At 70.6% G+C, this 25,513-nt stretch carries 27 protein-coding genes and 1 riboswitch; of the genes, 7 read left to right on the top strand and 20 right to left on the bottom strand.

The window, feature by feature from the left end; translation table 11 throughout:
- Positions 1 to 79: 79 nt before the first annotated feature.
- Entirely contained in the window at positions 80 to 1,405 is a 1,326-nt protein-coding gene (locus MTAB308_RS05610) for a DUF349 domain-containing protein (protein ID WP_077098534.1), read from the top strand.
- On the opposite strand, the gene MTAB308_RS05605 is transcribed toward MTAB308_RS05610, so the two are convergent.
- From MTAB308_RS05605 to recA, 4 genes are read right to left on the bottom strand one after another with little or no spacing between them, the layout of a single operon-like run.
- Entirely contained in the window at positions 1,402 to 1,998 is a 597-nt protein-coding gene (locus tag MTAB308_RS05605) for an Rv2732c family membrane protein (protein ID WP_077098533.1), read from the bottom strand. The two genes, MTAB308_RS05610 and MTAB308_RS05605, sit on opposite strands and share 4 nt — an antisense overlap.
- A complete protein-coding gene (gene miaB, locus MTAB308_RS05600; RefSeq protein ID WP_216823648.1) occupies positions 1,995 to 3,518 on the bottom strand; it encodes a tRNA (N6-isopentenyl adenosine(37)-C2)-methylthiotransferase MiaB in 1,524 nt (507 codons plus the stop codon). The genes MTAB308_RS05605 and miaB overlap by 4 nt, the downstream gene beginning before the upstream one ends.
- A gap of 52 nt (positions 3,519 to 3,570) precedes the next feature.
- The gene (recX, locus tag MTAB308_RS05595; RefSeq protein WP_077098531.1) at positions 3,571 to 4,089 is read right to left on the bottom strand and encodes a recombination regulator RecX; all 519 of its coding nucleotides are present in this window, start codon (positions 4,087 to 4,089) and stop codon (positions 3,571 to 3,573) included.
- Entirely contained in the window at positions 4,055 to 5,107 is a 1,053-nt protein-coding gene (gene recA, locus MTAB308_RS05590; protein ID WP_077098530.1) for a recombinase RecA, read from the bottom strand. Before recA ends, recX begins: the two co-directional genes overlap by 35 nt.
- 169 nt (positions 5,108 to 5,276) lie before the next feature.
- Positions 5,277 to 5,418: riboswitch (cobalamin riboswitch) on the top strand.
- Positions 5,419 to 5,457: 39 nt separating this feature from the next.
- Here recA and MTAB308_RS05580 point away from each other — a divergent pair.
- A complete protein-coding gene (locus MTAB308_RS05580) occupies positions 5,458 to 6,135 on the top strand; it encodes a (2Fe-2S)-binding protein (RefSeq protein WP_077098529.1) in 678 nt (225 codons plus the stop codon).
- A 7-nt stretch (positions 6,136 to 6,142) separates the two neighbouring features.
- Here the strand turns inward: MTAB308_RS05580 and MTAB308_RS05575 are convergent, their stop codons facing one another.
- Both MTAB308_RS05575 and MTAB308_RS05570 read right to left on the bottom strand, forming a co-directional pair.
- On the bottom strand, positions 6,143 to 6,337 hold the full coding sequence (locus MTAB308_RS05575; protein WP_425436189.1) for a DUF3046 domain-containing protein: 195 nt from the start codon (positions 6,335 to 6,337) through the stop codon (positions 6,143 to 6,145).
- Positions 6,338 to 6,360: 23 nt separating this feature from the next.
- A complete protein-coding gene (locus MTAB308_RS05570; RefSeq protein ID WP_077098527.1) occupies positions 6,361 to 7,527 on the bottom strand; it encodes a glycosyltransferase in 1,167 nt (388 codons plus the stop codon).
- Positions 7,528 to 7,579: 52 nt separating this feature from the next.
- On the opposite strand from MTAB308_RS05570, the gene MTAB308_RS05565 reads away from it, so the two are divergent.
- Positions 7,580 to 8,011: a limonene-1,2-epoxide hydrolase gene (locus MTAB308_RS05565; RefSeq protein WP_077098526.1), complete on the top strand. Its 432-nt coding sequence runs from the start codon at positions 7,580 to 7,582 to the stop codon at positions 8,009 to 8,011.
- Positions 8,012 to 8,016: 5 nt separating this feature from the next.
- Here the strand turns inward: MTAB308_RS05565 and pspM are convergent, their stop codons facing one another.
- The 4 genes from pspM to pgsA form a co-directional block, all read right to left on the bottom strand.
- Entirely contained in the window at positions 8,017 to 8,826 is an 810-nt protein-coding gene (gene pspM / locus MTAB308_RS05560) for a phage shock envelope stress response protein PspM (protein WP_077098525.1), read from the bottom strand.
- 18 nt (positions 8,827 to 8,844) lie between these two features.
- The gene (pspA, locus tag MTAB308_RS05555) at positions 8,845 to 9,675 is read right to left on the bottom strand and encodes a phage shock protein PspA (protein ID WP_077098524.1); all 831 of its coding nucleotides are present in this window, start codon (positions 9,673 to 9,675) and stop codon (positions 8,845 to 8,847) included.
- 124 nt (positions 9,676 to 9,799) lie between these two features.
- Positions 9,800 to 10,138 carry a transcriptional regulator ClgR gene (clgR, locus tag MTAB308_RS05550; RefSeq protein ID WP_077098523.1) on the bottom strand — a complete coding sequence of 113 codons (339 nt, stop codon included), beginning with the start codon at positions 10,136 to 10,138 and terminating at the stop codon, positions 9,800 to 9,802.
- A 102-nt stretch (positions 10,139 to 10,240) separates the two neighbouring features.
- Positions 10,241 to 10,804 (bottom strand): CDP-diacylglycerol--glycerol-3-phosphate 3-phosphatidyltransferase, encoded by a 564-nt coding sequence (pgsA, locus tag MTAB308_RS05545; protein WP_077098522.1) that lies wholly within the window; start codon positions 10,802 to 10,804, stop codon positions 10,241 to 10,243.
- Between the two features lie 83 nt (positions 10,805 to 10,887).
- Between pgsA and MTAB308_RS05540 the strand changes: the two genes are divergently transcribed.
- Positions 10,888 to 11,403, top strand: coding sequence for an amino-acid N-acetyltransferase (locus tag MTAB308_RS05540; RefSeq protein ID WP_108637204.1), 516 nt, complete (start codon positions 10,888 to 10,890; stop codon positions 11,401 to 11,403).
- A gap of 73 nt (positions 11,404 to 11,476) precedes the next feature.
- Here MTAB308_RS05540 and MTAB308_RS05535 read toward each other — a convergent pair whose 3' ends face one another.
- Positions 11,477 to 13,972, bottom strand: coding sequence for a DNA translocase FtsK (locus MTAB308_RS05535; RefSeq protein ID WP_077098520.1), 2,496 nt, complete (start codon positions 13,970 to 13,972; stop codon positions 11,477 to 11,479).
- A gap of 157 nt (positions 13,973 to 14,129) precedes the next feature.
- On the opposite strand from MTAB308_RS05535, the gene MTAB308_RS05530 reads away from it, so the two are divergent.
- Genes MTAB308_RS05530 through MTAB308_RS05520 form a run of 3 tightly spaced genes read left to right on the top strand, consistent with a single transcriptional unit; the run spans position 14,130 to position 16,141 of the window.
- Positions 14,130 to 14,444, top strand: a complete 315-nt coding sequence (locus tag MTAB308_RS05530) for a putative quinol monooxygenase (protein ID WP_077098519.1) — start codon at positions 14,130 to 14,132, stop codon at positions 14,442 to 14,444.
- A complete protein-coding gene (locus tag MTAB308_RS05525) occupies positions 14,441 to 15,262 on the top strand; it encodes a mycofactocin-coupled SDR family oxidoreductase (RefSeq protein ID WP_077098518.1) in 822 nt (273 codons plus the stop codon). The genes MTAB308_RS05530 and MTAB308_RS05525 overlap by 4 nt, the downstream gene beginning before the upstream one ends.
- A 6-nt stretch (positions 15,263 to 15,268) precedes the next feature.
- The gene (locus tag MTAB308_RS05520; protein WP_077098517.1) at positions 15,269 to 16,141 is read left to right on the top strand and encodes an SAM-dependent methyltransferase; all 873 of its coding nucleotides are present in this window, start codon (positions 15,269 to 15,271) and stop codon (positions 16,139 to 16,141) included.
- Positions 16,142 to 16,231: 90 nt separating this feature from the next.
- Here the strand turns inward: MTAB308_RS05520 and MTAB308_RS05515 are convergent, their stop codons facing one another.
- The 9 genes from MTAB308_RS05515 to MTAB308_RS05475 all read right to left on the bottom strand — a co-directional run bounded on the left by MTAB308_RS05515 (position 16,232) and on the right by MTAB308_RS05475 (position 25,451).
- Complete coding sequence (locus MTAB308_RS05515) at positions 16,232 to 17,908, bottom strand: ribonuclease J (protein WP_077098516.1); 1,677 nt, start codon at positions 17,906 to 17,908, stop codon at positions 16,232 to 16,234.
- 19 nt (positions 17,909 to 17,927) lie between these two features.
- Entirely contained in the window at positions 17,928 to 18,830 is a 903-nt protein-coding gene (gene dapA / locus MTAB308_RS05510) for a 4-hydroxy-tetrahydrodipicolinate synthase (RefSeq protein ID WP_077098515.1), read from the bottom strand.
- Positions 18,831 to 18,889: 59 nt separating this feature from the next.
- Positions 18,890 to 19,663, bottom strand: a complete 774-nt coding sequence (thyX, locus tag MTAB308_RS05505; RefSeq protein ID WP_077098930.1) for an FAD-dependent thymidylate synthase — start codon at positions 19,661 to 19,663, stop codon at positions 18,890 to 18,892.
- Positions 19,664 to 19,673: 10 nt separating this feature from the next.
- Positions 19,674 to 20,735, bottom strand: a complete 1,062-nt coding sequence (locus MTAB308_RS05500) for a restriction endonuclease subunit S (protein ID WP_077098514.1) — start codon at positions 20,733 to 20,735, stop codon at positions 19,674 to 19,676.
- Complete coding sequence (locus MTAB308_RS05495) at positions 20,732 to 22,111, bottom strand: type I restriction-modification system subunit M (RefSeq protein WP_077098513.1); 1,380 nt, start codon at positions 22,109 to 22,111, stop codon at positions 20,732 to 20,734. Before MTAB308_RS05495 ends, MTAB308_RS05500 begins: the two co-directional genes overlap by 4 nt.
- Positions 22,111 to 23,304, bottom strand: a complete 1,194-nt coding sequence (locus tag MTAB308_RS05490; RefSeq protein ID WP_077098512.1) for a winged helix-turn-helix domain-containing protein — start codon at positions 23,302 to 23,304, stop codon at positions 22,111 to 22,113. Before MTAB308_RS05490 ends, MTAB308_RS05495 begins: the two co-directional genes overlap by 1 nt.
- A gap of 72 nt (positions 23,305 to 23,376) precedes the next feature.
- The gene (locus tag MTAB308_RS05485) at positions 23,377 to 24,078 is read right to left on the bottom strand and encodes a cell division protein DivIVA (protein WP_077098511.1); all 702 of its coding nucleotides are present in this window, start codon (positions 24,076 to 24,078) and stop codon (positions 23,377 to 23,379) included.
- A gap of 90 nt (positions 24,079 to 24,168) precedes the next feature.
- On the bottom strand, positions 24,169 to 24,654 hold the full coding sequence (locus MTAB308_RS05480; RefSeq protein WP_077098510.1) for a dihydrofolate reductase: 486 nt from the start codon (positions 24,652 to 24,654) through the stop codon (positions 24,169 to 24,171).
- Complete coding sequence (locus tag MTAB308_RS05475; RefSeq protein ID WP_077098509.1) at positions 24,651 to 25,451, bottom strand: thymidylate synthase; 801 nt, start codon at positions 25,449 to 25,451, stop codon at positions 24,651 to 24,653. Before MTAB308_RS05475 ends, MTAB308_RS05480 begins: the two co-directional genes overlap by 4 nt.
- Positions 25,452 to 25,513 lie beyond the last annotated feature (62 nt).

The following is a 25,513-nucleotide window of genomic DNA, read 5'->3' as shown; positions in this document are numbered from 1 at the left end:
GGAAGCGAACGGAGCCGCCACGCGCGGCAGGCGCGCGGGACATCACCGCGCGAGAGGTTGGGAAGGTGGTGACGAGGGGATGACGGCCAACGAGCCAGGCAGCACCGCTTCTCCCAGGCCGGTGCCGCGACCGGGACCGCGCCCGGTGAGCCCGGGACCACGACCCGCCGCCCACCCGCTGGCCACGCACCCGACCAGCGACCCGCACCGGTTCGGACGCGTCGATGACGACGGCACGGTCTGGCTGATCAGCTCGGCCGGCGAGCGCATCGTCGGCTCGTGGCAGGCCGGCGACCGCGAGGCCGCCTTCGCCCATTTCGGCCGCCGATTCGACGACCTGAGCACCGAGATCACCCTCATGGAGGAACGGCTGGCCTCCGGCACCGGGGACGCGCGCAAGATCCGGGCCAACGCCTCCGCGCTGGCCGAAACCTTGCCGACCGCGACCGTGCTGGGCGACGTCGACGCGCTCTCCGCCCGGTTGGCCGGCCTGCTCGAACACGCCGAGGCGGCCATCGCCGAGGGCCGCTCCAAACGCGAGGAGCACCGGGCCGCCCAGACCGCCCGCAAGGAGGCCCTGGCGGCCGAGGCCGAGGATTTGGGCGCCAACTCGACGCAGTGGAAGGCCGCCGGCGACCGGCTGCGGGCGATCCTCGACGAGTGGAAGACGATCACCGGCCTGGACCGCAAGGTCGACGACGCGTTGTGGAAGCGCTATTCGGCCGCGAGGGACGCCTTCAACCGGCGGCGGGGATCACATTTCGCCGATCTGGACCGGGAACGCACGGGGGTCAAGCAGTCGAAGGAACGGCTCTGCGAGCGCGCCGAGGAATTGTCCGACTCGACCGACTGGACCGCCACCAGCGCGGAATTCCGCAAGCTGCTGACCGAGTGGAAGGCCGCCGGGCGGGCGACCCGGGAACTCGATGACGCGCTGTGGCGCCGCTTCAAGGCCGCGCAGGACGCCTTCTTCACGGCCCGCAACGCCGCCGCGGCGGAGAAGGACGCCGAGTTCCAGGCCAACGCCACCGCCAAAGAGGCGCTGCTGGCCGAGGCGGAAAAGCTCGACACCGGCAACCTGGACGCGGCGCGGGCGGCGCTGCGCTCCATCGCCGACAAGTGGGACGCGATCGGAAAGGTGCCGCGGGAGCGGTCCGCCGAGCTGGAGCGGCGCCTGCGTGCGGTCGAGAAACGGGTGCGCGACGCCGGCGAAGCGGACTGGTCGGACCCGCAGGCGCAGGCCCGGGCCGAGCAGTTCCGGACGCGCGCCGAGCAGTACGAGCAGCAGGCGCAAAAGGCCGCCGCGGCCGGGCGGACCAAGGAGGCCGAAGAGGCCAGGGCCAACGCCGAGCAGTGGCGGCAATGGGCCGACGCGGCCGCCGAGGCGCTGACGCGCAGGTCCTAGGCCTCGGGCGGCGGCGCCGTCGGATCCTCCCGATCACCCAGGCTGTCCAGCAGGGTCATCGACTGCTGCTGCGCGGCGATCCGCCGCCGCTGCTCCTCGGCCGCCAGATGCACGGCGGTGCGCGCCCACACCACGCGGGCCCAGTGAAACGACAACAGCAGCACGGTGATCCACGCGACGATCAGCCCCACGCCGGGTCCGGGGTGCCCGACGGCCACGGTTTGGCGTGACCACACCGCCAGCAGCCCGGCGCCGGACGCGATCGCCGAACCGGCGAGCGCGACCCAGGCCAGCGCCCAGCGCCGCGTCATCAACGCCAGCATCGAGCAGCCCACACCGAACACCAGCGCCAGCCAGGCGAACACCCGCGACGGCAGGGCCACCGCGGCGGTGCCGGCGCCGTGGCTGGAGAACAGCACGTCCCACCCCCGCACGTCGCCGGTGTGCGGCAGGGCGAACGAACCCAGCAGCACGAACACCAGGATGGCGACCACCAAAGCCCTTGGGCCGGGGTCGATCTCGCGCGCCACCCGGCGCTCGGCGGCGTCGATTTCGGTTCGCAGCGCGTCGATGTCGGCGTGTTCTTTCTTCATCGGGGACACCCCAGCGGTTGTAGCGGTTCCAGCGGCTCTGTGGACGGCCCGACGGCGGGCATGCCGAGACCGATCGTGCGGGGGCGCCGCCCGGCGGCGTGCGCATCACCCGCCCGGGTGCGGCGGTGGCTGCGAATTCCGGCGTCGGCGACGAGGTGGTGCGGGGCGGCGCCGGTGACGACGGTGGTGACGACGTCGCCCGGGCGCACCCCTTCGTGCGAGGCGAAGTGCACCAGCCGGCCGTCGCGGGCCCGGCCGGTCATGCGGGCGGTGCGGGCGTCCTTGCGTCCCTCACCGGCGGCGACGAGCAATTCGACGGTCTGCCCGACCAGCGCGCGGTTGCCCTCCAGCGAGATCTGCTCCTGCACCTCGACGAGCCGCTCGTAGCGTTCCTGCACAACGGGTTTCGGCAGCTGCCCGCCGAACTCCGCGGCGGGGGTGCCGGGCCGCTTGGAATACTGGAAGGTGAACGCCGCCGCGAACCGGGCCTGCCGCACGACGTCGAGCGTGGCGGCGAAGTCCTCTTCGGTTTCCCCGGGGAATCCGACGATCAGGTCGGTGGTGATCGCCGCGTGCGGCATGGCCGCCCGGACCCGCTCGATGATCCCCAGGTACCGCTCGGCGCGGTACGACCGCCGCATCGCCCGCAGTACCCGGTCGGATCCCGACTGCAGCGGCATGTGCAGGGCCGGGCAGACGTTCGGCGTCTGCGCCATCGCCTCGATGACGTCGTCGGTGAACTCGGCCGGGTGCGGCGAGGTGAACCGCACGCGCTCCAGCCCGTCGATGCGCCCGCAGGCCCGCAGCAGCTCGGCGAAGGCGCCGCGATCGCGGGGCAGCGCCGGATCGGCGAAGGACACCCCGTAGGCGTTGACGTTCTGGCCCAGCAGGGTGACCTCGAGCACGCCGTCGTCCACCAGCGACCGCACCTCGGCCAGGATGTCGGCCGGGCTGCGGTCGACCTCCGTGCCGCGCAGCGCCGGGACGATGCAGAACGTGCAGGTGTTGTTGCATCCCACCGAGATGGAAACCCAGGCGGCGTAGGCGGATTCGCGGGCGCTGGGCAGCGACGACGGGAACTGCTGCAGCGCCTCGGCGATCTCCACCTGCGCGACGTTGTTGTGCCGGGCCCGGTCGAGCAGCGCCGGCAGCGATCCGATGTTGTGCGTGCCGAAGACGACGTCGACCCAGGGCGCCTTGCTCAGCAGCGCGTCCCGGTCTTTCTGGGCCAGGCAGCCGCCGACCGCGATCTGCATGTCGGGGTTGCCGCGCTTGCGCGGCGCCAGATGGCTGAGGTTGCCGTAGAGCTTGTTGTCGGCGTTCTCCCGGACGGCGCAGGTGTTGAAGACCACCACGTCGGCGTCGGCACCGTCGGCGGCCCGCCGGTAACCGGCCGCCTCCAGCAGCCCCGCCAGCCGCTCGGAGTCGTGGACGTTCATCTGGCAGCCGTAGGTGCGCACCTGGTAGGTGCGCGCCCCCGAAACGTCTCGGGCCGCCGTCGAAGTCACGGGGGAAGTCACCCGGCCATGGTACGGCGAGCATCCCGCGGGCGAGAAACCGCACGTCACAGGGCTAGACGCAGCGGCGCTCCCGTTCGGCGGCCAGCTCGCTGAGGACAACCTCGCACGCCAGGTTTTGGCTGTAGCCGCGCCGGGCCAGCATCGCCACCAGCCGGCGGCTCACTTTCGCTTCGTCGCTCAGCGTCTCGCGGCGCAGCTTGGCCCGGACCAGCTGCTCGGCGCGGTCGCGCTCGGCCCCGGCGTCGATCCCGCCCAGCACCGCGGTGATCACGTCCTTGTCGACGCCCTTGGTGTGCAACTCGGCGGCCAGGGCGCGCTTGCTCTTACCCGCTTTCGCCCGCCGGGACTGGACCCACTGTTCGGCGAACCCGGCATCGTCGACCAGGCCGACGGCCGCCAGCCGGTCAAGCACCCGGTCGCAGACGTCGTCGGGGTATCCGCGTTTGGCCAGCTGACCGCGCAGCTCGGCCCGGGTGCGCGACCTCGCGGTGAGCAGGCGCAGGCACAACGCCCGCGCCTGCTCGTCGCGGGAGGGCTCAGAAGTCGACGGGGGCGGGCAGGACACTGTCACCGGAGGGGTCGTCGGTCACCACCGCGCCGATGCCGAGCTTTTCCTTGATCTTTTTCTCGATCTCGTTGGCCACGTCGGCGTTCTCCATCAGGAAGGTGCGGACGTTCTCCTTGCCCTGGCCCAACTGCTCGCCCTCGTAGGTGAACCACGACCCGGACTTGCGGATGAAGCCCTGATCCACCCCCATGTCGATCAGCGAACCCTCACGGCTGATGCCCTTGCCGTAGAGGATGTCGAACTCGGCCTGCTTGAACGGCGGCGACACCTTGTTCTTGACGACCTTGACCCGGGTGCGGTTGCCGACCGCGTTGGTGCCGTCCTTGAGCGTCTCGATCCGGCGCACGTCCAAGCGCACCGACGCGTAGAACTTCAGGGCCTTTCCACCCGTGGTGGTTTCGGGGCTGCCGAACATCACGCCGATCTTCTCGCGGAGCTGGTTGATGAAGATCGCCGTGGTTCCCGAGTTGTTGAGCGCGCCGGTCATTTTGCGCAGCGCCTGGCTCATCAGCCGGGCCTGCAGGCCGACGTGGCTGTCCCCCATCTCGCCTTCGAGTTCGGCGCGCGGCACCAGGGCCGCCACCGAGTCGATGACCAGGACGTCCAGCGCGCCGGAGCGGATCAGCATGTCGGCGATCTCGAGGGCCTGCTCACCGGTGTCGGGCTGGCTGACCAGCAGCGAATCCGTGTCGACGCCAAGCTTCTTGGCGTAGTCCGGGTCCAGGGCGTGCTCGGCGTCGATGAACGCCGCGACGCCGCCGGCGGCCTGGGCGTTGGCCACCGCGTGCAGCGCGACGGTGGTCTTACCCGAGGACTCCGGGCCGTAGATCTCCACGACCCGGCCGCGGGGCAGGCCGCCGATGCCCAGGGCCACGTCCAGTGCGATGGATCCGGTCGGGATGACCGAGATCGGCTGGCGCATCTCGTCGCCGAGACGCATCACCGAGCCTTTGCCGTAGCTCTTTTCGATCTGGGCCATCGCCAGTTCGAGAGCCTTCTCGCGGTCGGGGGCTTGCGCCATGTTTGCCTCTTCCTATCGTCGGTGTGTTCTTCTGACCGGTATCGGTCGGTTGGCCGTGACACTAGAGAAGGCCACCGACAAGTCGGATCTTCGAACGCTCACCACAGTAGCCGAACACCTGTTCGACTCAAGCGTGACACGCCGTGCGGGTGGCGTGTGGCAATATTTGCTACCGAAAGGCGCTGACGGGGCTTCAGGAAATCCGAGAGCCTGAGGAAACCGGTGCGAATCCGGTGCGGTCCCGCCACTGTGACCGGGAAGGGCATGCCCCGACCCGAGAGCCAGATACTCACCGTCAGCGCTTCCTCACGAGAACTGGGGCGGATTTCCCCAGAGAGGGTTGGTTGCGCATGGACATCTCGGCTGAGCTTGCCGAAATATCTTCCTACAAAGGCTTTTTCGCGCTCACGGTAGGTGGCGAACCGGCGGGTTGGCATCCGGTCAAGCAGGCCTACACCGACGGCTTCACCGATTTGATCGACACCACCGCCCGGCGGTATCACACGTCGGACCTGCGGATCGGCGCCTCGCTGGTGCACCTCGGCCACGCCACCCGGTTGTGGTCGCCGGTGCTCGCGTGCGCACTGGGCCACGGCGTCGTTCCGGACCTCAACGACCTGCAGCGCGCCGACGACGGGGCGCAGCTGCGGATGCCCGAACCCCTCGGGCGGGCGGCCGACCCGCCGTCGGCGAAGTTGCTGTACCGCGTCGTGGTCAAACAGCACATGAACCCCTTCGCCGCGGGGCTGCGGGTCAAGCTGGCGCCCGCCCTGCTGGCCGGCAACATCGCATCGGCGCTCGTCGGCGCGGCCCGGGCACTGCTCGTCGCGCGCCCGGACCTGAGGCCCGCGATCGTCGCGATGACGGAGTCATTGCTGGACAGCGGCGTGCTGGCCGGCTCCGGCGTGGTCACCGGCCCGCATCTCGCGTTCCGGCGGCACAGCTGCTGCCTGTTCTACCGCGTGCCTGGGCGGTCCGTGTGCGGCGACTGCGTGTTCCGGCGGGACCGGCGGTCCCACCGGCGTTGAGGCGGGCTCACCACTGGTCGCGCGGCACGTCGAAGTCGAGGCACAGCGCGCGCCAGACGTCGCGGGGCTCGACGCCGTCGTCGATCGCCTGCGCGGCGGTGCGACCGTCGAAGCTGGTCAGCACGTGATCTTCCAGCACCGACGGGCCATAGGTGGCGCCAAAGCGCAAGACGACCCGTTCGTTGAACTCCGTCAGCCGCACGTCAGCCAACATACCCAGCCGGCTCAGCCGGCAAGCGCCAGCGCTTGGTGGCACACCCGCACCGGGTCGGCGACCTCGGCGATGCCGGCGGCCGCTCGCTGCGCGGCCCGCCGATAGCCGGGCGCTGACAGCACGTCGCCCACCGCGGCCACCAGCGCGTCGGCGGTCAGCGGCCGGATCAGCCGCCCACTGCCCTGGCGCACCACCCGATTGGCCATCTCCCACTGGTCCCCGCCGCCGGGAACGACCACCAGCGGCACCCCGGACAGCAGCGCCTTGGCCACCATGCCGTGCCCGCCGCCGCAGATCACCACGTCGGCGTGCGTCAACAGCTCCGACTGGCGCCCCAGCCCGACCACCGCCCAGGGCGGCACCGTCAGGTCCGCGCCGCGCAGGCGCGACACGACCAGGCGTGACCCGGCCGGCAGCGTGTCCCCCGGCGTCAGGCAGTCCAGGGCGACCTCGGCCAGCCCGGCGGTCCCGGTCAGCGCGGTGGACGGCGCGACCACCACCACCGGCCCGTGGCCGGGCGGGATGTCCAGCACCCGATCGGTCGGCTCGAAGTGCAGGGGCCCCACCACGACGGCCTCCTCCGGCCAGTCCGGCCGCGGCACCTCGAGGGCGGGCAGCGTGGCGATCAGCCGTCGCAGCGGCCCCGGATCGACGGCGGGCAGCCCGATCTCGAGCCGGGCGGCGGCGCGCTGCTTGATGCCGGCGCGCCAGGACCGCGCCGTCAGCGCGCGCATCGCGGCGTCGCGCAGCCGGCCGCGGAAGCCGGTGCCGGGCGCCAGCCCGCTGCCGATCGGCGGCAACCCCTTCGACGGCAGGTACAGCGGATGGGGATTGAGCTCGATCCACGGGATGCCCAACAACTCGGCGGCCATTCCGCCGCCCGCGGTGATGACGTCGCAGACCACCAGGTCGGGCGCCAGGTCGCGCAGCGCCGGGACGTTGAGCACCGCCATGCGCGCCGCGCGCCGGTGGATCCGGGCGCCGGCGTCGACGTCCTCGTCGGTGGCCGTCAGCCCGTCCAGCTCGACGGCGTCGATGCCGGCGGCGCGCGCCGCGCCGACCCACTCCGGGCCCGTGAACAACGTGGGCTCGTCGCCCGCCTCGCCGAACCGTTGGCACAGCGCGATCGCCGGGAACGAATGCCCGGGATCCGGCCCGGCTACCACGGCGACGCGCATCGGCCCTACCCTGCCACACGGCCGAACCGCCGCACTCGCCTACGCTGGCACCATGACCGAGCTCACTGACACAGGCGTTTCAAACACCCGCACGGTCGAAGGTTTCCTGAATGCGCTTCAAGATTCGGACCTGGATGCCGCCGGGGCGGCGCTGGACGACAACCTGGTTTACCAGAACGTCGGGCTGCCGACGATCCACGGGCGCGCGCGGGCGATCAAGCTGTTCCGCAGGATGGAGGGCCGCGGGGCCTTCGAGGTGAAGATCCACCGCATCGCCGCCGACGGCGCCGCGGTGCTCACCGAACGCACCGACGCGCTGATCGTCGGCCCGCTGCGGCTGCAGTTCTGGGTGTGCGGGGTGTTCGAGGTGCACGACGGGCGAATCACGCTGTGGCGGGATTACTTTGACTTCTTCGACATGCTCAAGGCGACCCTGCGCGGCCTGGCGGGGCTGGTCGTGCCCTCGCTGAAGGCTTCGTTCTAGCGGTTCTAGCGCCGGGGCAATCCGCCCAGCTCGTCGAACGCCCGCGCCCAACCCATCAGCCGATCGGTCGCGCCGACCAGCTCGTCGCGGTAGCGCTGCTGCACCGGGCCGGCCCCGTTGCCGTTCGCCGAGGACACCAATTGCGCTGCGGCGGTGACCATTTCGTTGTACTGGCGCACACCGGCGCTCAGCTGCGCGGTGAACGCGTTGATGGTGGGCACCAGGTGCGCCCGCGACGACTCGGCGTACTGCGCAGCGCGCTCCATCGACACCACCTCGGCGGCGGTGGCCGCCATCGCCGCCGAGGTCTTGGCGGCCGCGGCGCTCAGGTCACGGATTTCGTCGGCCGGCAACATGGCGCCGCGCTCGATCACGCCCAACAACGAGAAGAATCCGCGTTCGGAGGCACCGAGCGCGTACATCGTGGGCCGGGCGGCCGAACCGGGTGGCGGCAGCCGACGGGTGCTCGTGGCCCGCTGCGCCGGCAACGGCTCGGACCGCAGCCAGCGGTAGCGAAGGAGCAGCAGCGTCGCGGGAATCGCCAGCACGACCGCGATGGCGCCGGTTACCTGCAGCAGCAGCGCGAACCAGCCCCATGCCGCCAGCAGGCCCGTCACCGCGATCCAAAACACGCAGCCGGCCGCGCAGATCAGGCCCCACCGCAGCGCGCGCCGCTGGCGGCGCAACTGCCGCGCCCGCGGGTCCGCGGCGGCGCTGATCTTTCGGGCCACCAGGTCGGAAACGTCGGCGACGGTGTCCAACCCACGCTGCACCAAGGCGCGCCACGGCCGGTGTTGGGTCGCTTTCACCGACATCGCAGGCCCCCCGCGGCGCTACTGGCCAAGGGGCTTTTCGGTGACCGGGCCACCGGTGGTCTCGGCGGGCGCGGGTGTAGCCGGGGCCGCGCCGGGAGCGGCGGCCGCCCCGCCCGCCGGCAGCGCCTCGCCGCGCATCGACGCGCGGATCTGCTCCAGGCGGGAATGGCCGGCCATCTGGACGCCGGCCTGCTCGACCTCGAGCATGCGGCCCTGCACGGACCCCTGCGCGAGCTCCGCGGAACCGATCGCGTTGGCGTAGCGGCGTTCGATCTTCTCGCGGACCTCGTCGAGGCTCGGGGTGGTGCCCGGGGCGGCGATCTCGCTCATCGACCGCAGCGACGCGCTGACCTGCTCCTGCATCTTCGCCTGCTCGAGCTGGCTGAGCAGCTTGGTGCGCTCGGAAATCTTCTGCTGCAGCACCATCGAGTTCTGTTCGACGGCCTTCTTGGCCTGGGCCGCGGCGGACAGCGCCTGGTCGTGCAGGGCCTTGAGGTCTTCGACGCTCTGCTCGGCGGTCACCAGCTGGGCCGCGAACGCCTCGGCGGCGTTGTTGTACTCGGCGGCCTTCGCGGCGTCCCCGGCGCCGGTGGCCTGGTCGGCCAGCGTCAGCGCCTGACGGACGTTGACCTGCAGCTTCTCGATGTCGGCGAGCTGGCGGTTGAGCCGCATCTCCAGTTGGCGCTGGTTGCCGATCACCTGGGCGGCCTGCTGGGTCAGCGCCTGGTGCTGGCGCTGCGCTTCCTCGATGGCCTGCTGGATCTGCACCTTCGGGTCGGCGTGCTCGTCAATCTTGGCGTTGAACAGCGCCATCAGGTATTTCCACGCTTTGACGAACGGATTGGCCATCAGTCAGCTCCACCTTCGCTTCTCGTATGCCGGACAGGCGCCCTGCCGCTCAATTTATCGGGTCGGGGCCGATCGCCCCACCCCTGGCGCCGGAACGGCGCGAGCAGGGAAGGACCAGGAAGGATTAGGCCACGGCCAGCGACGCCACCGGCGGGATGACGACCTTCGTGCTGGCGTCGATGGTGGGACCGCTCGACCCGGCGACCGGCGCGCCGTACGCCGCGCTCTCCTCGGTCGCCATCCGCTCCCCGGCGCCGGTCAGAACCGCCGACAGCGGCACCTCCAGCGCGTCGCAGATCGCGTTGAGCAGCTCGCTGGAGGGCTCCTTGCGGCCGCGCTCAACCTCGGACAGGTACCCGAGGCTCACCCGCGCCGAATCCGAGACCTCGCGCAGCGTGCGTCCCTGTGACGTCCGGGCCCGGCGCAACACATCGCCGATGACCTCGCGCATCAATGGCGCCATCCCGCTCTCCTTCGTCCAGTCAGCCCTGCCCAGCACGTAACAACCCCAAGTTCAGCAGGCACTCATTAGGGCCAACGCCGGCGGCTCCGGGTTGGTTCCCGTTCAACCGGTCGGCTGACGAACCGCCCTGGCCGTGGACACCACGTAGTCCACGCCGGTCACCACCGTCAGCACGATCGCGATGCCCATGACGGCGGCCGCCACCACCCGGAAAGGCCCCGACAGCGGCAGGACGAACAAGCCGATCGCCAGCGCCTGGACGACGGTCTTGAGCTTGCCGCCCCAGCTCGCCGGGATGACGCCGCGGCGTATCACCGCCAGCCGCAGCAGCGTCACCGCCACCTCACGGGTCATGATCACCGCCGTGACCCACCACGGCAGGTCCCCCAGCATCGACAGCCCGATCAGCGCCGAGCCGATCAGGGTCTTGTCGGCGATCGGATCGACAAACGCGCCGAATTCGGTCGCCATCCCGTAGTTGCGGGCCAGCAGGCCGTCGAACCGGTCGGTGATGCAGGCGACGGCGAAGATCGCGAAAGCGACTATCCGGCCGACGATTTGGTGCCCGTCGGCGGTGAACAGTGCGATGAGGAAAACGGGGACCAACACCAGGCGCAGCAGGGTCAGGACGTTGGCGAGGTTGGCGATGCGGGCGCGGCCTGCCATCGGCGGTGTTTGCGGCTGCCCCGACACGGCATAAGAATAGCGGTTGACCAGCGCCCCTCTCCGCGTTGCCGATACTGTTACCCGTGACCCAAAGCTCACGGGGCCCCCGGCCGGTGGTCCGGCGCGCGCGGACGTCCGACGTCCCCGCGATCAAACAACTCGTCGACACCTACTCCGGACGCATCCTGCTGGAGAAGAACCTCGTCACGCTCTACGAGGCCGTCCAGGAGTTCTGGGTGGCCGAGCATGAGGGCAGGGTGGTCGGGTGCGGGGCGCTGCACGTGTTGTGGGCGGACCTCGGCGAGGTGCGCACCGTGGCCGTCGACCCGGCGATGACGGGGCACGGGATCGGCCACGCGATCGTCGACCGGCTGCTCGAGGTCGCCCGCGAGCTGCAGCTGGAGCGGTTGTTCGTGCTGACCTTCGAGACCGAGTTCTTCGGCAAGCACGGGTTCACCGAGATCGAGGGCACGCCCGTCACCGCCGAGGTGTACGAGGAGATGTGCCGTTCCTACGACATCGGTGTCGCCGAGTTCCTGGACCTGAGCTACGTCAAGCCCAACATCCTGGGCAACTCGAGGATGCTGCTGGTGCTGTAGCGCTCACCGCCCGCCGAACGTGTTCTGATGGCGAAAAACTCGCCGAAATCTCGCCCTGAGTGCACGTTCGGCGCTAATCGCCGTCGCCGCCGTCGGACCCGCCGTCCAGGCCCCGGATCGCGGCCAGCGTCGCGGCCAGCTCGTCGGGCTTGACCAGCACGTCGCGCGCCTTGGATCCCTCCGACGGCCCGACGATGCCGCGGGTCTCCATCAGGTCCATCAGCCGGCCGGCCTTGGCGAAGCCGACGCGCAGCTTGCGCTGCAGCATCGAGGTCGAGCCGAACTGGCTGGACACCACCAGCTCGACCGCCTGCAGGAACACGTCCATGTCGTCGCCGATGTCCGGGTCGACGTCGGTGCGTTCGCCCGTCGGCTTGGCGGTCGTGACGCCCTCGGTGTATTCGGGCTCGGCCTGGTCCTTGCAGGCGCTGACGACGGCGTGGATCTCCTCGTCGGTGATGTAGGCGCCCTGCAGCCGGACCGTCTTGCTGGCGCCCATCGGCAGGAACAGCGCGTCACCCATCCCGATCAGCTTCTCCGCGCCGGCCTGGTCCAGGATGACCCGGCTGTCGGTGAGCGACGAGGTGGCGAACGCCAGCCGCGACGGCACGTTGGTCTTGATCAGCCCGGTGACCACGTCCACCGACGGGCGCTGGGTGGCCAGCACCAGGTGGATGCCCGCGGCGCGGGCCTTCTGCGTGATCCGCACGATCGCGTCCTCGACGTCGCGCGGCGCGGTCATCATCAGGTCGGCCAGCTCGTCGACGATCGCCACCACATACGGGTAGGGCCGGTACTCGCGCTGGCTGCCCAGCGGCGCCGTGATGGCACCGGAGCGCACCTTCTCGTTGAAGTCGTCGATGTGGCGCACCCGCGAGGCCTGCATGTCCTGGTAGCGCTGCTCCATCTCCTCGACCAGCCACGCCAGCGCGGCGGCCGCCTTCTTCGGCTGGGTGATGATCGGGGTGATCAGGTGCGGAATGCCTTCATAGGGCGTCAGTTCCACCATCTTCGGGTCGATCAGGATCATCCTGACCTCCTCCGGGGTGGCCCGGGCCAGCAACGAGACCAGCATGGAGTTGACGAAGCTCGACTTCCCCGATCCGGTGGAGCCGGCGACCAGCAGGTGCGGCATCTTGGCCAGGTTGGCCGAGATGAAGTCGCCCTCGATGTCCTTGCCCAGCCCGATCACCAGCGGGTGGTGGTCGCGGCGGGTCGAGGGCGCGGTGAGCACGTCGGCCAGCCGCACCATTTCCCGGTCGGTGTTGGGCACCTCGATGCCCACGGCGGACTTGCCGGGGATGGGGGCCAGCATCCGGACGCTCTCGGTGGCCACCGCGTAGGCGATGTTCTTCTGCAGGGCGGTGATCTTCTCCACCTTGACGCCGGGCCCCAGCTCGACCTCGTAGCGGGTCACCGTGGGCCCGCGGGTGCAGCCGGTGACGGCGGCGTCGACCTTGAACTGGTTGAGCACCTCGGTGATGGCGTCGGCCATGACGTTGTTGGCGGCGCTGCGCTTTTTCGGGGGGTCGCCGGCCACCAGCAGGCTCAGCGACGGCAACGTGTAGGGACCCTCGACGACGCGGTCCACGATCCGGGTGTCCTGCTTTTTGGGGCGACGGCGGCTGCGCCCGGGCTCCGGGATGGTGGGGGTGTCGTCCGCGATCGGGTCGCCGGGGCCGGCCTGGGCGGGGGCCGCCGACGGCCACGCCTGCGGCTCCGGTTCCGGGGACTCGTCGTAGTAGCCGTCGGAGAAGTCGTCGCGCGGCCGGTCCCGGTCGAACCCGTCGTCGAACTCGTCGGCGTAGTCGTAGGCGACGTCGTCGTCGACGACCAGCCGGCCGCCGACCAGGCCGCGGACGACGTCGGGCACCTCGCGGATCGTGGTCCCGGTCAGCAACAGCAGGCCGAACATGAAGCCGATGAACAACAGCGGCGCGGCGATCCAGGGCGTCAACCCGTCCGACAACGGACCGCCGATGGCGAAGCCGATGAATCCCGCTGCGCGACGGCGCAATTCGGGGTCCTCCGGCGAACCCGACCACAGGTGCCGCAGGCCCAGCGCCGAGAGGCCGATCAGGGTGCCGCCCAGGATCAGCCGCGGCCGCGCCTCGGGGTTGGGCTCGGTCCGCATCAGCGTCACCGCCACCGCCGCGGCGACGACGGGCAGCGCCAGGACGCCCGAGCCGATGAAGGTCCGCAGCAGCGTGTCGACCCACGCGCCGATCGGCCGGGCGGCGTCGAACCACGAGCTGGCCGCGACCACGACAGAAACGCCGAGCAGAACCAGCGCGATCCCGTCGCGGCGGTGCCCGGGATCGATGTCGTGGGCCCGCCCGATGGACCGGGCCGCCCCCCCGGCGCCCCGCGCCGCCAACAGCCAGGTGGCGCGCACGGCCCGGCCGCAGGTCAGCCCGGTGGCGACCAGCAGCGAGGAGTTGCGGCGTTTGGCGGGCCTGCTCGCCTTCCGGCGGGGCGCGGGGCGCGGCTTACGGGCCCCGCCGGCCCGCGATGCGGCCTTTGACCTGCTCGTTCGGTTACCGGAGCGGGCTGCGGTCTTACTGGGCATGAGGGCAAGGGTAGTCGCAAATACCTCATCAACACCACCCGCCACACTGGTAACGACCGCCCGGGGCGGGATGCGCCGGGACGGCCGTGAGTAGGGTGACGAATGGTGATGGCAGTCACGCCGTCACCCACCCCTCAACCGCCCAGGAGGCACCAGCATGCCCGTCGTCGTCGTCGCCACCATGACCGTCAAACCCGAATCGGTGGACACCGTCCGCGACATCCTGACCACCGCGGTTTCGGAAGTGCACGACGAGCCGGGCTGCCAGCTGTATTCGCTGCACCAAAGCGGCGAGACGTTCGTGTTCGTCGAGCAGTGGGCCGACGACGAGGCGCTCAAGACGCACAGCACCGCGCCGGCCATCACCAAGCTGTTCACGGCGGCCGGCGAGCACCTCGCGGGCGCACCGGACATCAAGATGCTGCAGCCGGTGCCCGCGGGCGACCCGGACAAGGGGCAGCTGCGCCGGTGACCGGCCGCCCGCTGGAAGGCAAAGTCGCGCTCATCACGGGCGCCGCGCGCGGCCAGGGCCGGGCGCACGCGGTGCGGCTGGCCGCCGACGGCGCGAACGTGATCGCGGTCGACCTGTGCGAGCAGATCGCCAGCGTGCCCTATCCCCTGGCCACCGCGGACGACCTCGCGGCCACCGTCAAACTCGTCGAGGACACCGGCGCGCGCATCGTGGCCGCCCAGGGCGACGTCCGCGACCGGGCGTCGCTGTCCACCGCGCTGCGGGCGGGCCTGGACGAGTTCGGCCGGCTCGACATCGTGGTGGCCAACGCCGGGATCGCCCCCATGCAGTCCGGCGACGACGGCTGGCGCGACGTGATCGACGTCAACCTCACCGGCGTCTACAACACCATCAAGGTCGCGATCCCGACCATGGTCAAGCAGGGCACCGGGGGCTCGATCGTGCTGATCAGTTCGAGCGCGGGGCTGGCCGGCGTCGGCAGCCCGGACGCCGGTTCGGTCGGGTATGCCGCCGCCAAGCACGGTGTGGTGGGGTTGATGCGGGTATACGCGAATCTTCTTGCGCGAGAATATATCCGGGTCAACTCCATCCATCCTTCCGGTGTCGAAACGCCCATGATCAACAACGAGTTCACCCGGGAGTGGCTGGCGAAGATGGCCGCCGCGACCGACACGCCGGGGGCCATGGGCAACGCCATGCCGGTGGAGGTGCTGCAGGCCGAGGACATCGCCAACGCGGTGGCCTGGCTGGTGTCCGACCAGGCCCGCTATATCACCGGTGTGACGTTGCCGGTCGACGCCGGCTTCTTGAACAAGTAGCGGCGGATGGCCCGAAATCCCGCCGCGCAGACCGCCTTCGGCCCGATGGTGTTGGCGGCGGTCGAGCGCAACGAGCCGCCCGGGCGCCGCCTGGTGGACGACGACCTCGCCGAACTGTTCCTGCCGCGCCCCCTGCGCTGGCTGGTCGCCGCGACGCGCTGGGCGCCGGCTCGCCGCCTGATGGTCCGCGGGTCGGAATACACCGGTCCCGGGCTGTGGGCCAACCTCGCCTGCCGCAAGCGGTTCATCGCCGACAAGCTCGAGGAGGCGCTGCCCGACATCAAGGCGGTCGTCATCCTGGGCGCCGGCTTCGACACCCGCCCGTACCTCTTGACGCGGCGGGTCCGCCTCCCGGTCTTCGAGGTGGACCTGCCGCTCAACATCGCCCGCAAGGCGAGGACCGTCCGTCGGGTGCTGGGCGGCCTGCCGATGTCGGTTCGGTTGGTGCCGTTGGACTTCGAGCGCGACGACCTGCTCACCTCGCTGGCCGAGCACGGCTATCGCACCGATTACCGGGCCTTTTTCATCTGCGAAGGCGTGACCCAATACCTCACCGAGGGCGGTGTCCGCCGCACCCTCGACGGCTTGCGCGCGGCCGCCCCGGGCAGCCGACTGGTGTTCACCTACGTCCGCCGGGATTTCATCGACGGGACGAATCGGTACGGCACGCGCACGCTGTACCGCAATGTCCGCCAGCGCCACCAACTGTGGCATTTCGGCCTGCAGCCCGACGAGGTCGCCGAGTTCATCGCCGAGTACGGCTGGCGCCTCGTGGAGCAGGCCGGCCCCGACGAACTCGTCCGGCGCTACGTGGCGCCCACCGGCCGCAAACTCGCGGCGTCGGCGCTGGAATGGTCGGCCTACGCGGAAAAGACCTAGGGCGCTGTAGTACGCGACACATAAACGATTGCGACGACACGCCGAAAAGCGTCGCAGCGGTTTATATCTCGCGGGCGCTCGCGATCGCCGCTAGACCTCGATGACCGTCGGCACGATCATCGGCTGGCGGCGGTAGGTCTCGCCGACCCACTTGCCGACCGTGCGGCGCACCCCCTGGGCGATCCGGACGGGATCGGTCACGTCGTCGGCGGCCAGCGCCTCGAGCTCGGCCTCGACCTTGCGCACCGCGGGCTCCAGCGCCTTGGGGTCCTCGGAGAACCCGCGCGAAAACAGCTGCGGCGCCGCGGCGGGACGGCCGGTGCCGCGCTTGATCACCACGGTCACGGCGACGAAACCCGACGACAGGATGAGCCGCTCGCCCAGGGTGATGTCGCCGACGTCGCCGGTGATCAGCCCGTCGACGAACATCTTGCCGACCGGCACCGCCCCGGCGATGGAGGCGTGGCCCGCGACGAGGTCGACGCTGACGCCGTTCTCGGCCAGCAGGATCGATTCCTCGGGCACCCCGGCGCGCGCCGCCAGCTTCGCGTTGGCGCGCAGCATGCGCCAGGTGCCGTGTACCGGCATCACGTTGCGCGGCCGCACGCCGTTGTAGAGGAACAGCAGCTCGCCGGCGTAGGCGTGACCGGAAACGTGCACGCGCACTTGCTGGTTGGTGACGACGCGGGCCCCGATCTTGGCCAGCGAGTCGATGACCCCGTACACCGCCTCCTCGTTGCCGGGAATCAGCGACGACGACAGGATCACCAGGTCCTCATTGGTGAGCGTGATGCTGCGGTGCTCGCCGCGCGACATCCGCGACAGCGCCGACATCGGCTCGCCCTGGGTGCCGGTGGTGATCAGCACCACCCGCTCGGGCGCCATCATCTCGGCGGCGGAGATGTCGATGAGGTCGGAATCGTCCACCCGCAAAAATCCCAGCTCCCGCGCGATGCCCATGTTGCGCACCATGGATCGCCCGACGAACGACACCCGCCGGCCCAATGCCACTGCGGCATCGATGATCTGCTGCACCCGGTCCACGTTGGAGGCGAAGCACGCCACGATGACGCGGCCGTCGGCGCCGCGGATCAGCCGGTGCAGCGTCGGGCCCACCTCGCTTTCCGACGGCCCGACGCCGGGGATCTCGGAATTGGTCGAGTCACACAAAAACAGGTCCACGCCCGCGTCGCCCAGCCGGGACATGCCGGGCAGGTCGGTGGGCCGGCCGTCCGGCGGCAGCTGGTCGAGCTTGATGTCGCCGGTGTGCAGCACGGTTCCGGCGCCCGTGTGGACCGCGATGGCCAGCGCGTCGGGGATGGAGTGGTTGACGGCGAAGTACTGGCACTCGAACACCCCGTGCGTGCTGCGCTGGCCCTCGGCGACCTGCACGAAGACCGGCTTGATGCGGTGCTCGCGGCATTTGGCGGCGACCAGCGCCAGGGTGAACTTCGAACCGACGACCGGGATGTCGGGGCGCAGCCGGAGCAAAAACGGGATGGCGCCGATGTGGTCCTCGTGCGCGTGCGTGAGCACCAGCGCCTCGATGTCCTCGAGCCGGTCCTCGATGTGGCGCAGGTCCGGCAGGATCAAGTCGACGCCCGGCTCGTCGTGGGTGGGGAACATCACCCCGCAGTCGATGATCAGCAGGCGGCCCAGGTGCTCGAAAACCGTCATGTTGCGGCCGATTTCGTTGATGCCGCCCAGCGCGGTGACACGCAGACCGCCCGGGGTCAGCGGACCCGGTGGGGCGAGGTCTACATCCACTTCGCGGCCACCGTTTGGCTCACCGGAGCACCGAGGCCGCGCGCATGTCGGCGGCCAGCGCCTCGCTCTGCTCCGGCGTCGCCGGCATTTGCGGCAGCCGGGGGTCGCCCGCGTCGAAGCCCTGCAGGCGCAGACCCGCCTTCGACATCGTCACCCCGCCCAGGCGGCCCATCGCGTTGCACAGCGGGGCGAGGGAGACGTTGATCTTGCGGGCGGTGGCGATGTCCCCGGAACCGAAGGCGGACAACAGTTCCCGTAGCTGTCCCGCGGCCACGTGGGCGATCACGCTGATGAAGCCGGTGGCACCCATCGCCAGCCATGGCAGGTTCAGCGCGTCGTCGCCGGAGTAGTAGGCCAGGCCGGTCTCGGCCATGATCTGGCCGCCGCTGTGCAGGTCGGCCTTGGCGTCCTTGATGCCGACGATGTTCGGGTGGCCGGCCAGCGCGTGGATGGTCTCGGTCTCGATCGGTATCACCGAGCGCGGCGGGATGTCGTAGAGCAGCACCGGCAGGTCGGTCGCGTCGGCGACCGCGGTGAAGTGCGCGACGAGGCCGGCCTGCGGCGGCTTGGAGTAGTACGGCGTGACGACCAGTAGGCCGTGGGCGCCCTCGGCCGCGCAGGCCTTGGCCAGCCGGACGCTGTGGGCGGTGTCATACGTGCCGGCGCCGGCGATGACGCGGGCCCGATCGCCCACCGCCTCCAGCACGGCCCGCAGCAGCTCGAGCTTCTCGTCGTCGGTGGTGGTCGGCGACTCGCCGGTGGTCCCGGAGACCACCAGGCCGTCGCACCCCGCTTCCACCAGGCGGTTTGCCAGCTGCGCCGCCGCGGCGGTGTCCAGGGACCCATCGGCGGCGAAGGGCGTCACCATCGCGGTCAGCAGGGTTCCCAGCCGCGCGGGGGCGTCGAATCCGACGGTGCTCACGGTCTTTAGGTTACCTGGCGGCGCAAAACGCATTGAGCAGCCGCGCGGGCTCCGCCGCCTCAGGCTTCGGTGGCCAAAGGACTGGTGGCGACCTCGGTCCCGTCGGCCAGCGTGGAAACCTCGAAGTCGGCGAACACGGCGGGGGCCACGCCGACGAGCTGGCGCAGGCACTCGACGGCCAGGCGCCGGATTTCGACGTCGGCGTGCTCGCTGGCGCGCATCGCGATGAAGTGCCGCCACGCCCGGTAGTTCCCGGTCACCACGATGCGGGTTTCGGTGGCGTTGGGCAGCACGGCCCGGGCGGCCTGGCGCGCCTGCTTGCGCCGCAACACCCCCGTTTTTTCGCCGGGCTCGCCCGTTGCGAACTTGGCCTCCAGCTTGGCCAGCAGCTCGGCGTACGTGGCCCGGCTGGCGTCGGCGGCGGCGGTGAGGATCCGCTGCAGTTCGGGGTCGTCGTCCATCCCGGGTGGCACGACGACAAGCGAGTCGCCCTCCGGCACATAGCGTTGCGACAGCTGCGAGTAGGAGAAGTGCCGGTGCCGGATCAGCTCGTGGGTGCACGATCGCGAGATGCCGGTGATGTAGAACGACACGCTGGCGTGCTCGAGCACCGAAAAGTGCCCGACGTCGATGATGTGGCGGATGTAGCCGGCGTTGGTCGCCGTCTTGGGGTTGGGCTTCGACCAGCTCTGATAACAGGCCCGGCCGGCGAACTCGACCAGCGCGGACCCGCCGCTGACATCGGGCGCGTCGGTGCTCCAGGGCACGTCCGGCGGCGCCAGGAACTCCGTCTTGGCGATCAGTTGCACGCGCAGCGGCGCGGTCTCGGCCACGGCGCTCACCTTAACGCGACGGCCCCACCACAACCTCACCCGATATCAGCGGCGGCAGCATCGCGTCGCGGAAGGCGGACAGCCGCGCGCATTCGGCGCGGCGGGCGTGGCACAGCGCGCCCAGCCCGGTGATCGTCCGCGACGCGGCGGGCGCCAGCCGCCGGACGTCGCGGACCCGAACCTCGAGCAGGTCGCGCGGCTGAATCCGCTGGTGGCTGCCCGAGGTCCCGGCGACGCGCCGCCGCAGCGTCTCGGTCACGGCGGGTTGCGCCACCGCCGACCACAGCGCCGACGTGTCCACATCGACCGGCCTCAGCACCACGAATTCAGTGCTGGCCAAGGCCATTTGGGGCGGCAGGGCCGGCACGTTCCAGATGCGCGGGATCCTGGGGTTGAGCTTCGCGACCAAGACGCACGGCCGCGACAGGAGAAACTTGCCGCTTTTCACCGTTTCGGCGGCGACGAGCGCGGGTTTCGCGCCGTCGTCGAACGCCGGGAGGCTGAAGTGGGCGACGACGTCGTCGAACCCGGCCGGGCCGACAAGCGCCGTCGACCGCTCGGCCAGGCACGACAACGGCACGTGGTCGGGCACCGACTCCGCGATGGCCACCATCAACTGTTCGGCGGCGGAGATCACGCGCTCGTTGGCGGCGATCTTGTCGTCGACGGCGCCGAGCACCCGGGCGATCCGGCGGCGGTGCGGCGCCGCCACGGTCGAGATCGAGACGTCGCGCAGGATCCGCTGGTTGAGCAGCGGCTGGCCCGATCCGGCGCGGTGCTCGCCCAGCGCGCAGGTGTGCAGCGCGTAGTACCAGTACCGCATGTCCCGGGGGTCCTTGGCCCGGCATACCAGCGCGTTGTCGGTGACCCAGACCTCGGCGTCGCAATACCGCAGGCTGCCGCAATACGATCCGACCCGGCCCAGGACGATCAGCGGCCCGGCCGCGTTGTGTTGTGCCGCATAGCCGATCGTTCCGTTGGCGCCGTAGACGCGGAAGCACCCGTCGGGCGCCCGTCGCGGCGGGCTGGATCCGTTGCTGAATTCGAGGTGGTCGCCCAGCCTGACCCTCACCGCAGGCGACCCACCTGCTCGCGTACCAGGGCGTCCAATCGCGCGGATTCGTCCAGCGCCGCCAGCAGGTCGCCGGTCAGCCGGGCGATCTTCTGGTCGACGGGCTCCCCGTCGTGGGCCGCGGCGGGCGGGCCGACATAGCGTCCGGGCGTCAGGGCGTAGCCCGCGCCCCTGATGTCGTCCAGCGACGCCGATCGGCAGAATCCCGGAACATCCTGGTACGTCAAGCCTTTGGCGAGGGCCGACCGCGATCCGCACCACGCGTGGTAGGTGTCGCCGATGCGGAGCACCTCGTCGCCGGACAGGACGCGCTCCGCCCGAGCCGTCAGGTGGCCCAGCCCGCGGGCGTCGATGAACAGCACCTGGCCGGCCCGCGCGGCCTTGTCCCGGGCGAAAAACCACACGCACACCGGGATGCCGGTGCTGCGGAACAGCTGCCCGGGCAGCGCCACCATGCACGACACCAGGTCCGCCTCGACGATTCCGGCCCGAATGTCGCCCTCCCCGAGGGTGTTCGACGACATCGAGCCGTTGGCCATCACCACACCGGCCTTGCCGCCGGGCGCCAGCTTGGCCAGGATGTGTTGGATCCAGGCGTAGTTGGCGTTGGTGGCGGGCGGAACCCCGAAGCGCCAGCGCGGGTCCCTTTCGTCGCGGGCCCAATCCTTGATGTTGAAGGGCGGATTGGCCATCACGTAGTCCATCTGCACGCCATCGTGCAGGTCGTCGACGAACGTGTCGCCCCACCGGGCGCCGAGCCCGGTGTCGTCGATGCCGTGCACGGCGAGGTTCATCTTCGCCATCCGCCAGGTCTGCTCGACGCTTTCCTGCCCGAAGATCGTGACGGTCGCGCGATCGCCGTCGTGCGCGGCGATGAACCGCTCGGTCTGCACGAACATTCCGCCCGACCCGCAACACGGGTCGTACACCCGCCCGCTCGACGGTTCGAGGACCTCGACGAGCACCCGCACCACGCTGGGCGGGGTGAAGAACTCGCCGCCGCGGCGGCCCTCGGCCCGGGCGAAGTTGCCCAGGAAGTACTCGTACACCTCGCCCATCAGGTCCCGCGCGCGCCCGCCGCTGTGCACGCCGAACCGCGCGCCGTCGAGCAGGCGCACCAAGTCGCCGAGGCGGCGCGGGTCGAGGCCTTCGTACAGCCGCGGCAGCGCGGTGGCCTCCATCGCGTCGTCGACGAGCCGGCCGATGTTCGGCGATTCGGCGTTGTGCGCCAAGGACTTCCAGAGCGAATCGCGGGCATACTGCAGGAAGACCAGCCCGAGGACGGCGTCCTTGTACTGGCCGGCCGGCAGGGAGCCGCGCAGCTTGTTGGCCGCCTTCCAGAGCGTGTCCTTGAGCTCTTTGTCCGTTGCCCGCATCAGCCGGCCGCCCGCAGCTCGGCGGCCAGATCGCCCCGGGTCGAGACGCTGAACCCGCCCAGGCCCAGCCACGACGCCATGGAGCGCAGTTCGCCGGCCAGCGCCGCCACCACCCGCGGTCGCGCACTATCACCCTCGCCGAACGCTCCCAGCACGCGCAGCGTGTTGCCGGCCCGGTCGGCCTTGAGGTCGACGCGCGCCACCAGCCGCCCGTCCATCAGCAGCGGCCACACGTAGTAGCCGTACCGGCGCTTGGCGGCCGGCGTGTAGATCTCGATGCGGTAGTGGAAGCCGAAGAGCCGCTCGACCCGGGGCCGGAAGAAGATCAACGGGTCGAACGGGCACAGCAGCGCGGTGCCCCGGTCGGCGCGCGGCACCGTCCGGCCCGCCCGCAGGTACGCCGGCGCGGACCAGCCGTCGACGTCGGCCCGCTCGATCTCACCGACGGACAGCAGGTCGGCGATCGCGGGCTTGACCTGGCCGGCCGACAGCCGGAAGTAGTCGCGGATGTCGGCCTCGGTGCCCACCCCCAGCGCGCTGGCGGCCCGCAGCGTGAGCTCGCGGACGGCCTCGTCGTCGTCGACCTCGCGGGCCAGCACGCTCGCGGGCAGCACCCGTTCCACCAGGTCGTAGTGGCGTGCGAAGCCCACCCGGGTAGCCGTGGTGAGCACGCCGGAGGCGAACAGCGCCTCGGCGACCCACTTGGTGTCGCTGCGCGTCCACCAGGTGCCCCTCTTGCGCCGGGGCTCGGCGGCCAGGTGCTCCTCGATCTGCCCGGCGGTGCTGGGCCCGAGTTCCGCGACGGCGGCGACGATGCGCTCGGCGAGCTTGGGGTTGGCCTTGACGATGTGCGTGCCCCAGCGGCCGTGGGCGTATTGGCGCATCCGCCAGCGCAGCAGCGGCCAATCGTCGACTGCCATCAGCGCGGCCTCGTGCGCCCAGTACTCGGCCAGCAGCCGCGCCGAGCGCGGCCCCCAGGCGGCGCGGTCCACAACGTCGCGGTCATACGGGCCGAGCCGGCTGAACACCGGCGCGTAGTGGGCACGCACCGCTACCGAGACCGAATCCAGCTGCAGCACTTGTATTCTCGATATGAGCCGCTTCAGGTGCGCGCGGGTGATCGGGCCGGCGGGGCGGGGCCCGCTAAATCCTTGGGCCGCAACGGCTATCCGCCGGGCTTGCGCGGCGGTCAGCCTGGGGGTGCGGGGCGACCCCCGCCGAGAATACCGGCTTTTCGGCCGTCCTCAGCGGCGGCGCGACCGGGCTCAACCCGTGCCGACTTTCCCGTCCGCCGACACCAGGGAGCCCGCCTCCGGCGGATTGTTTCGTTCTTCGTACGCCGATTCGAGAGCGGCCGGGACCGGCTCCAGCTCGCGGTAGACGCCCATCAGCTGTTCGAGGATCCTGATGCGTTGCTGACTCGCCTCGTCCACCGCGCGCCGGGCCTTGTCGCGATAGTGATCGGCCTCCTGCTTCGCGTCGCCGAGGAGCTGCTCACGCGCCCGTTGGGCGTCGGCGCGCATGCCGGCCAGTTCGGCCTCGAGCTTCTCCTTGGCCTCCGCATATTCGGCTTGCATGGCCTTGTGCTGCTCGGCCATGTCGGCCAGCACCTCGTCGCGCCGCCGCTGGGCGGCCTGCGCCTCGGCCTCGGCGGCCGCGATCAGCGCCTCCGCCTCGGCCCGCGCCTCGGCCTGCATCTCGGCGGCCTCGTCGACCGCGCGCCGCAGCATCGTCGCCATCCGCTTTTGCACCGCGTGGGGCGAGGTCGAGGTCTCCGTGAGGACGGCGATCTCCTTGCGCAGGGCGGCCGCCTCGTCGCCGGATTCCCGCAGCCGCGCCCGCAGGCTCTCGACGTCGTCGCGCAGCAGCTGCTGCTTGGTGGCCAACATCTCGATGTGCGCGTCCACAGCGCCGGGGTCGTAGCCCCTGAACATGCGCGTGAACGTCTTTGCGGGTTCGGTTATCACTGCCAATTCCCCCTCCTGGCAACGTCTGGTCAAAAATCCCGGCGATACCGACCCCGCGTCCGAGTATGTCACGGGCGCCGGCGCGGGCGGTCAGGCCCGGCGGTAGCTGTGGAACCTGTACCGCAGCCCCGTCCGGCTGACCTGCCACTCCCCCACCTCACCCAGCCACGACTCGTCGAGCGCCGGGGCCAGCGCGTCCTCGTCGTCGCGCGCCAGGTCGATGTCGACCTCGGTGACCTCGCACCGGGTGGCCAGCGGCAGCGCCAGCGCGTAGATCTGGGCACCGCCGATCACCCACGTCTCGGCCTCCGTCAGCGCGGCCTCGAGCGATCCGACCGTCTGCGCCCCGTCGGCTCGGTAGTCGGCCTGCCGGGTCACGACGACGTTTCGGCGGCCGGGCAGCGGCCGGACCCGGGCCGGCAACGACTCCCAGGTGCGCCGGCCCATCACCACCGTGTGCCCCATGGTCACCTGCTTGAAACGGGCCAGGTCTTCGGGCACCCGCCACGGGATGTCGCCGCCGCGCCCGATCACGCCGGACGTCGACTGAGCCCACACCAGACCCAGGGACGTCATACAGCGACGGGGGCTTTGATCGCCGGGTGCGGGTCGTAGTTCTTCACGACCACATCCTCATAGGTGTAGTCGAAGATCGAATCCCGATGCGCCAGAACGAGTTCCGGGTAGGGTCGCGGCTCGCGACCGAGTTGGGTCCGGACCTGCTCGACGTGATTGTCGTAGATGTGGCAGTCGCCGCCCGTCCAGACGAACTCGCCGACCGACAGACCGGCCTGGGCGGCCATCATGTGGGTGAGCAGCGCGTAGCTGGCGATGTTGAACGGCACGCCGAGGAACAGGTCGGCGCTGCGCTGGTAGAGCTGGCAGCTCAGCCGGCCGTCGGCCACATAGAACTGGAAGAACGCGTGGCACGGCGGCAGCGCCATCTGCGGGATGTCGCCGACGTTCCATGCCGACACGATGATGCGTCGCGAGTTCGGGTCGGTGCGCAGCAGCTCCAGCGCGGCGCTGATCTGGTCGACGTGCTCACCGGACGGGGTCGGCCAGGACCGCCATTGCACGCCGTAGATCGGCCCCAGATCGCCTGTGTCGCTGGCCCATTCGTCCCAGATGGTCACGCCGTGCTCGTGCAGCCACGCGACGTTGGAGTCGCCGCGCAAAAACCAGAGCAACTCGTAGACCACCGACTTCAGGTGCACCTTCTTGGTGGTCAGCAAGGGGAATCCGGCCGCCAGGTCGTAGCGCAACTGCTGCCCGAACAGGCTGCGGGTTCCGGTGCCGGTGCGGTCGGATTTCGCCGCGCCCCGCTCGAGCACCAGGCGCAGCAGGTCCTCGTAGGGGGTCGGGATCGGCACGCGGCCAGCTTAGCGGCGATCGCAAGCGCGGCGAAGCCGGGCGCGGCGGGTCGACGCCGATA

This window comes from Mycobacterium terramassiliense, assembly GCF_900157385.1.
Lineage (GTDB): Bacteria > Actinomycetota > Actinomycetes > Mycobacteriales > Mycobacteriaceae > Mycobacterium > Mycobacterium terramassiliense.
This window is presented reverse-complemented; position numbering and strand designations above follow the sequence as displayed.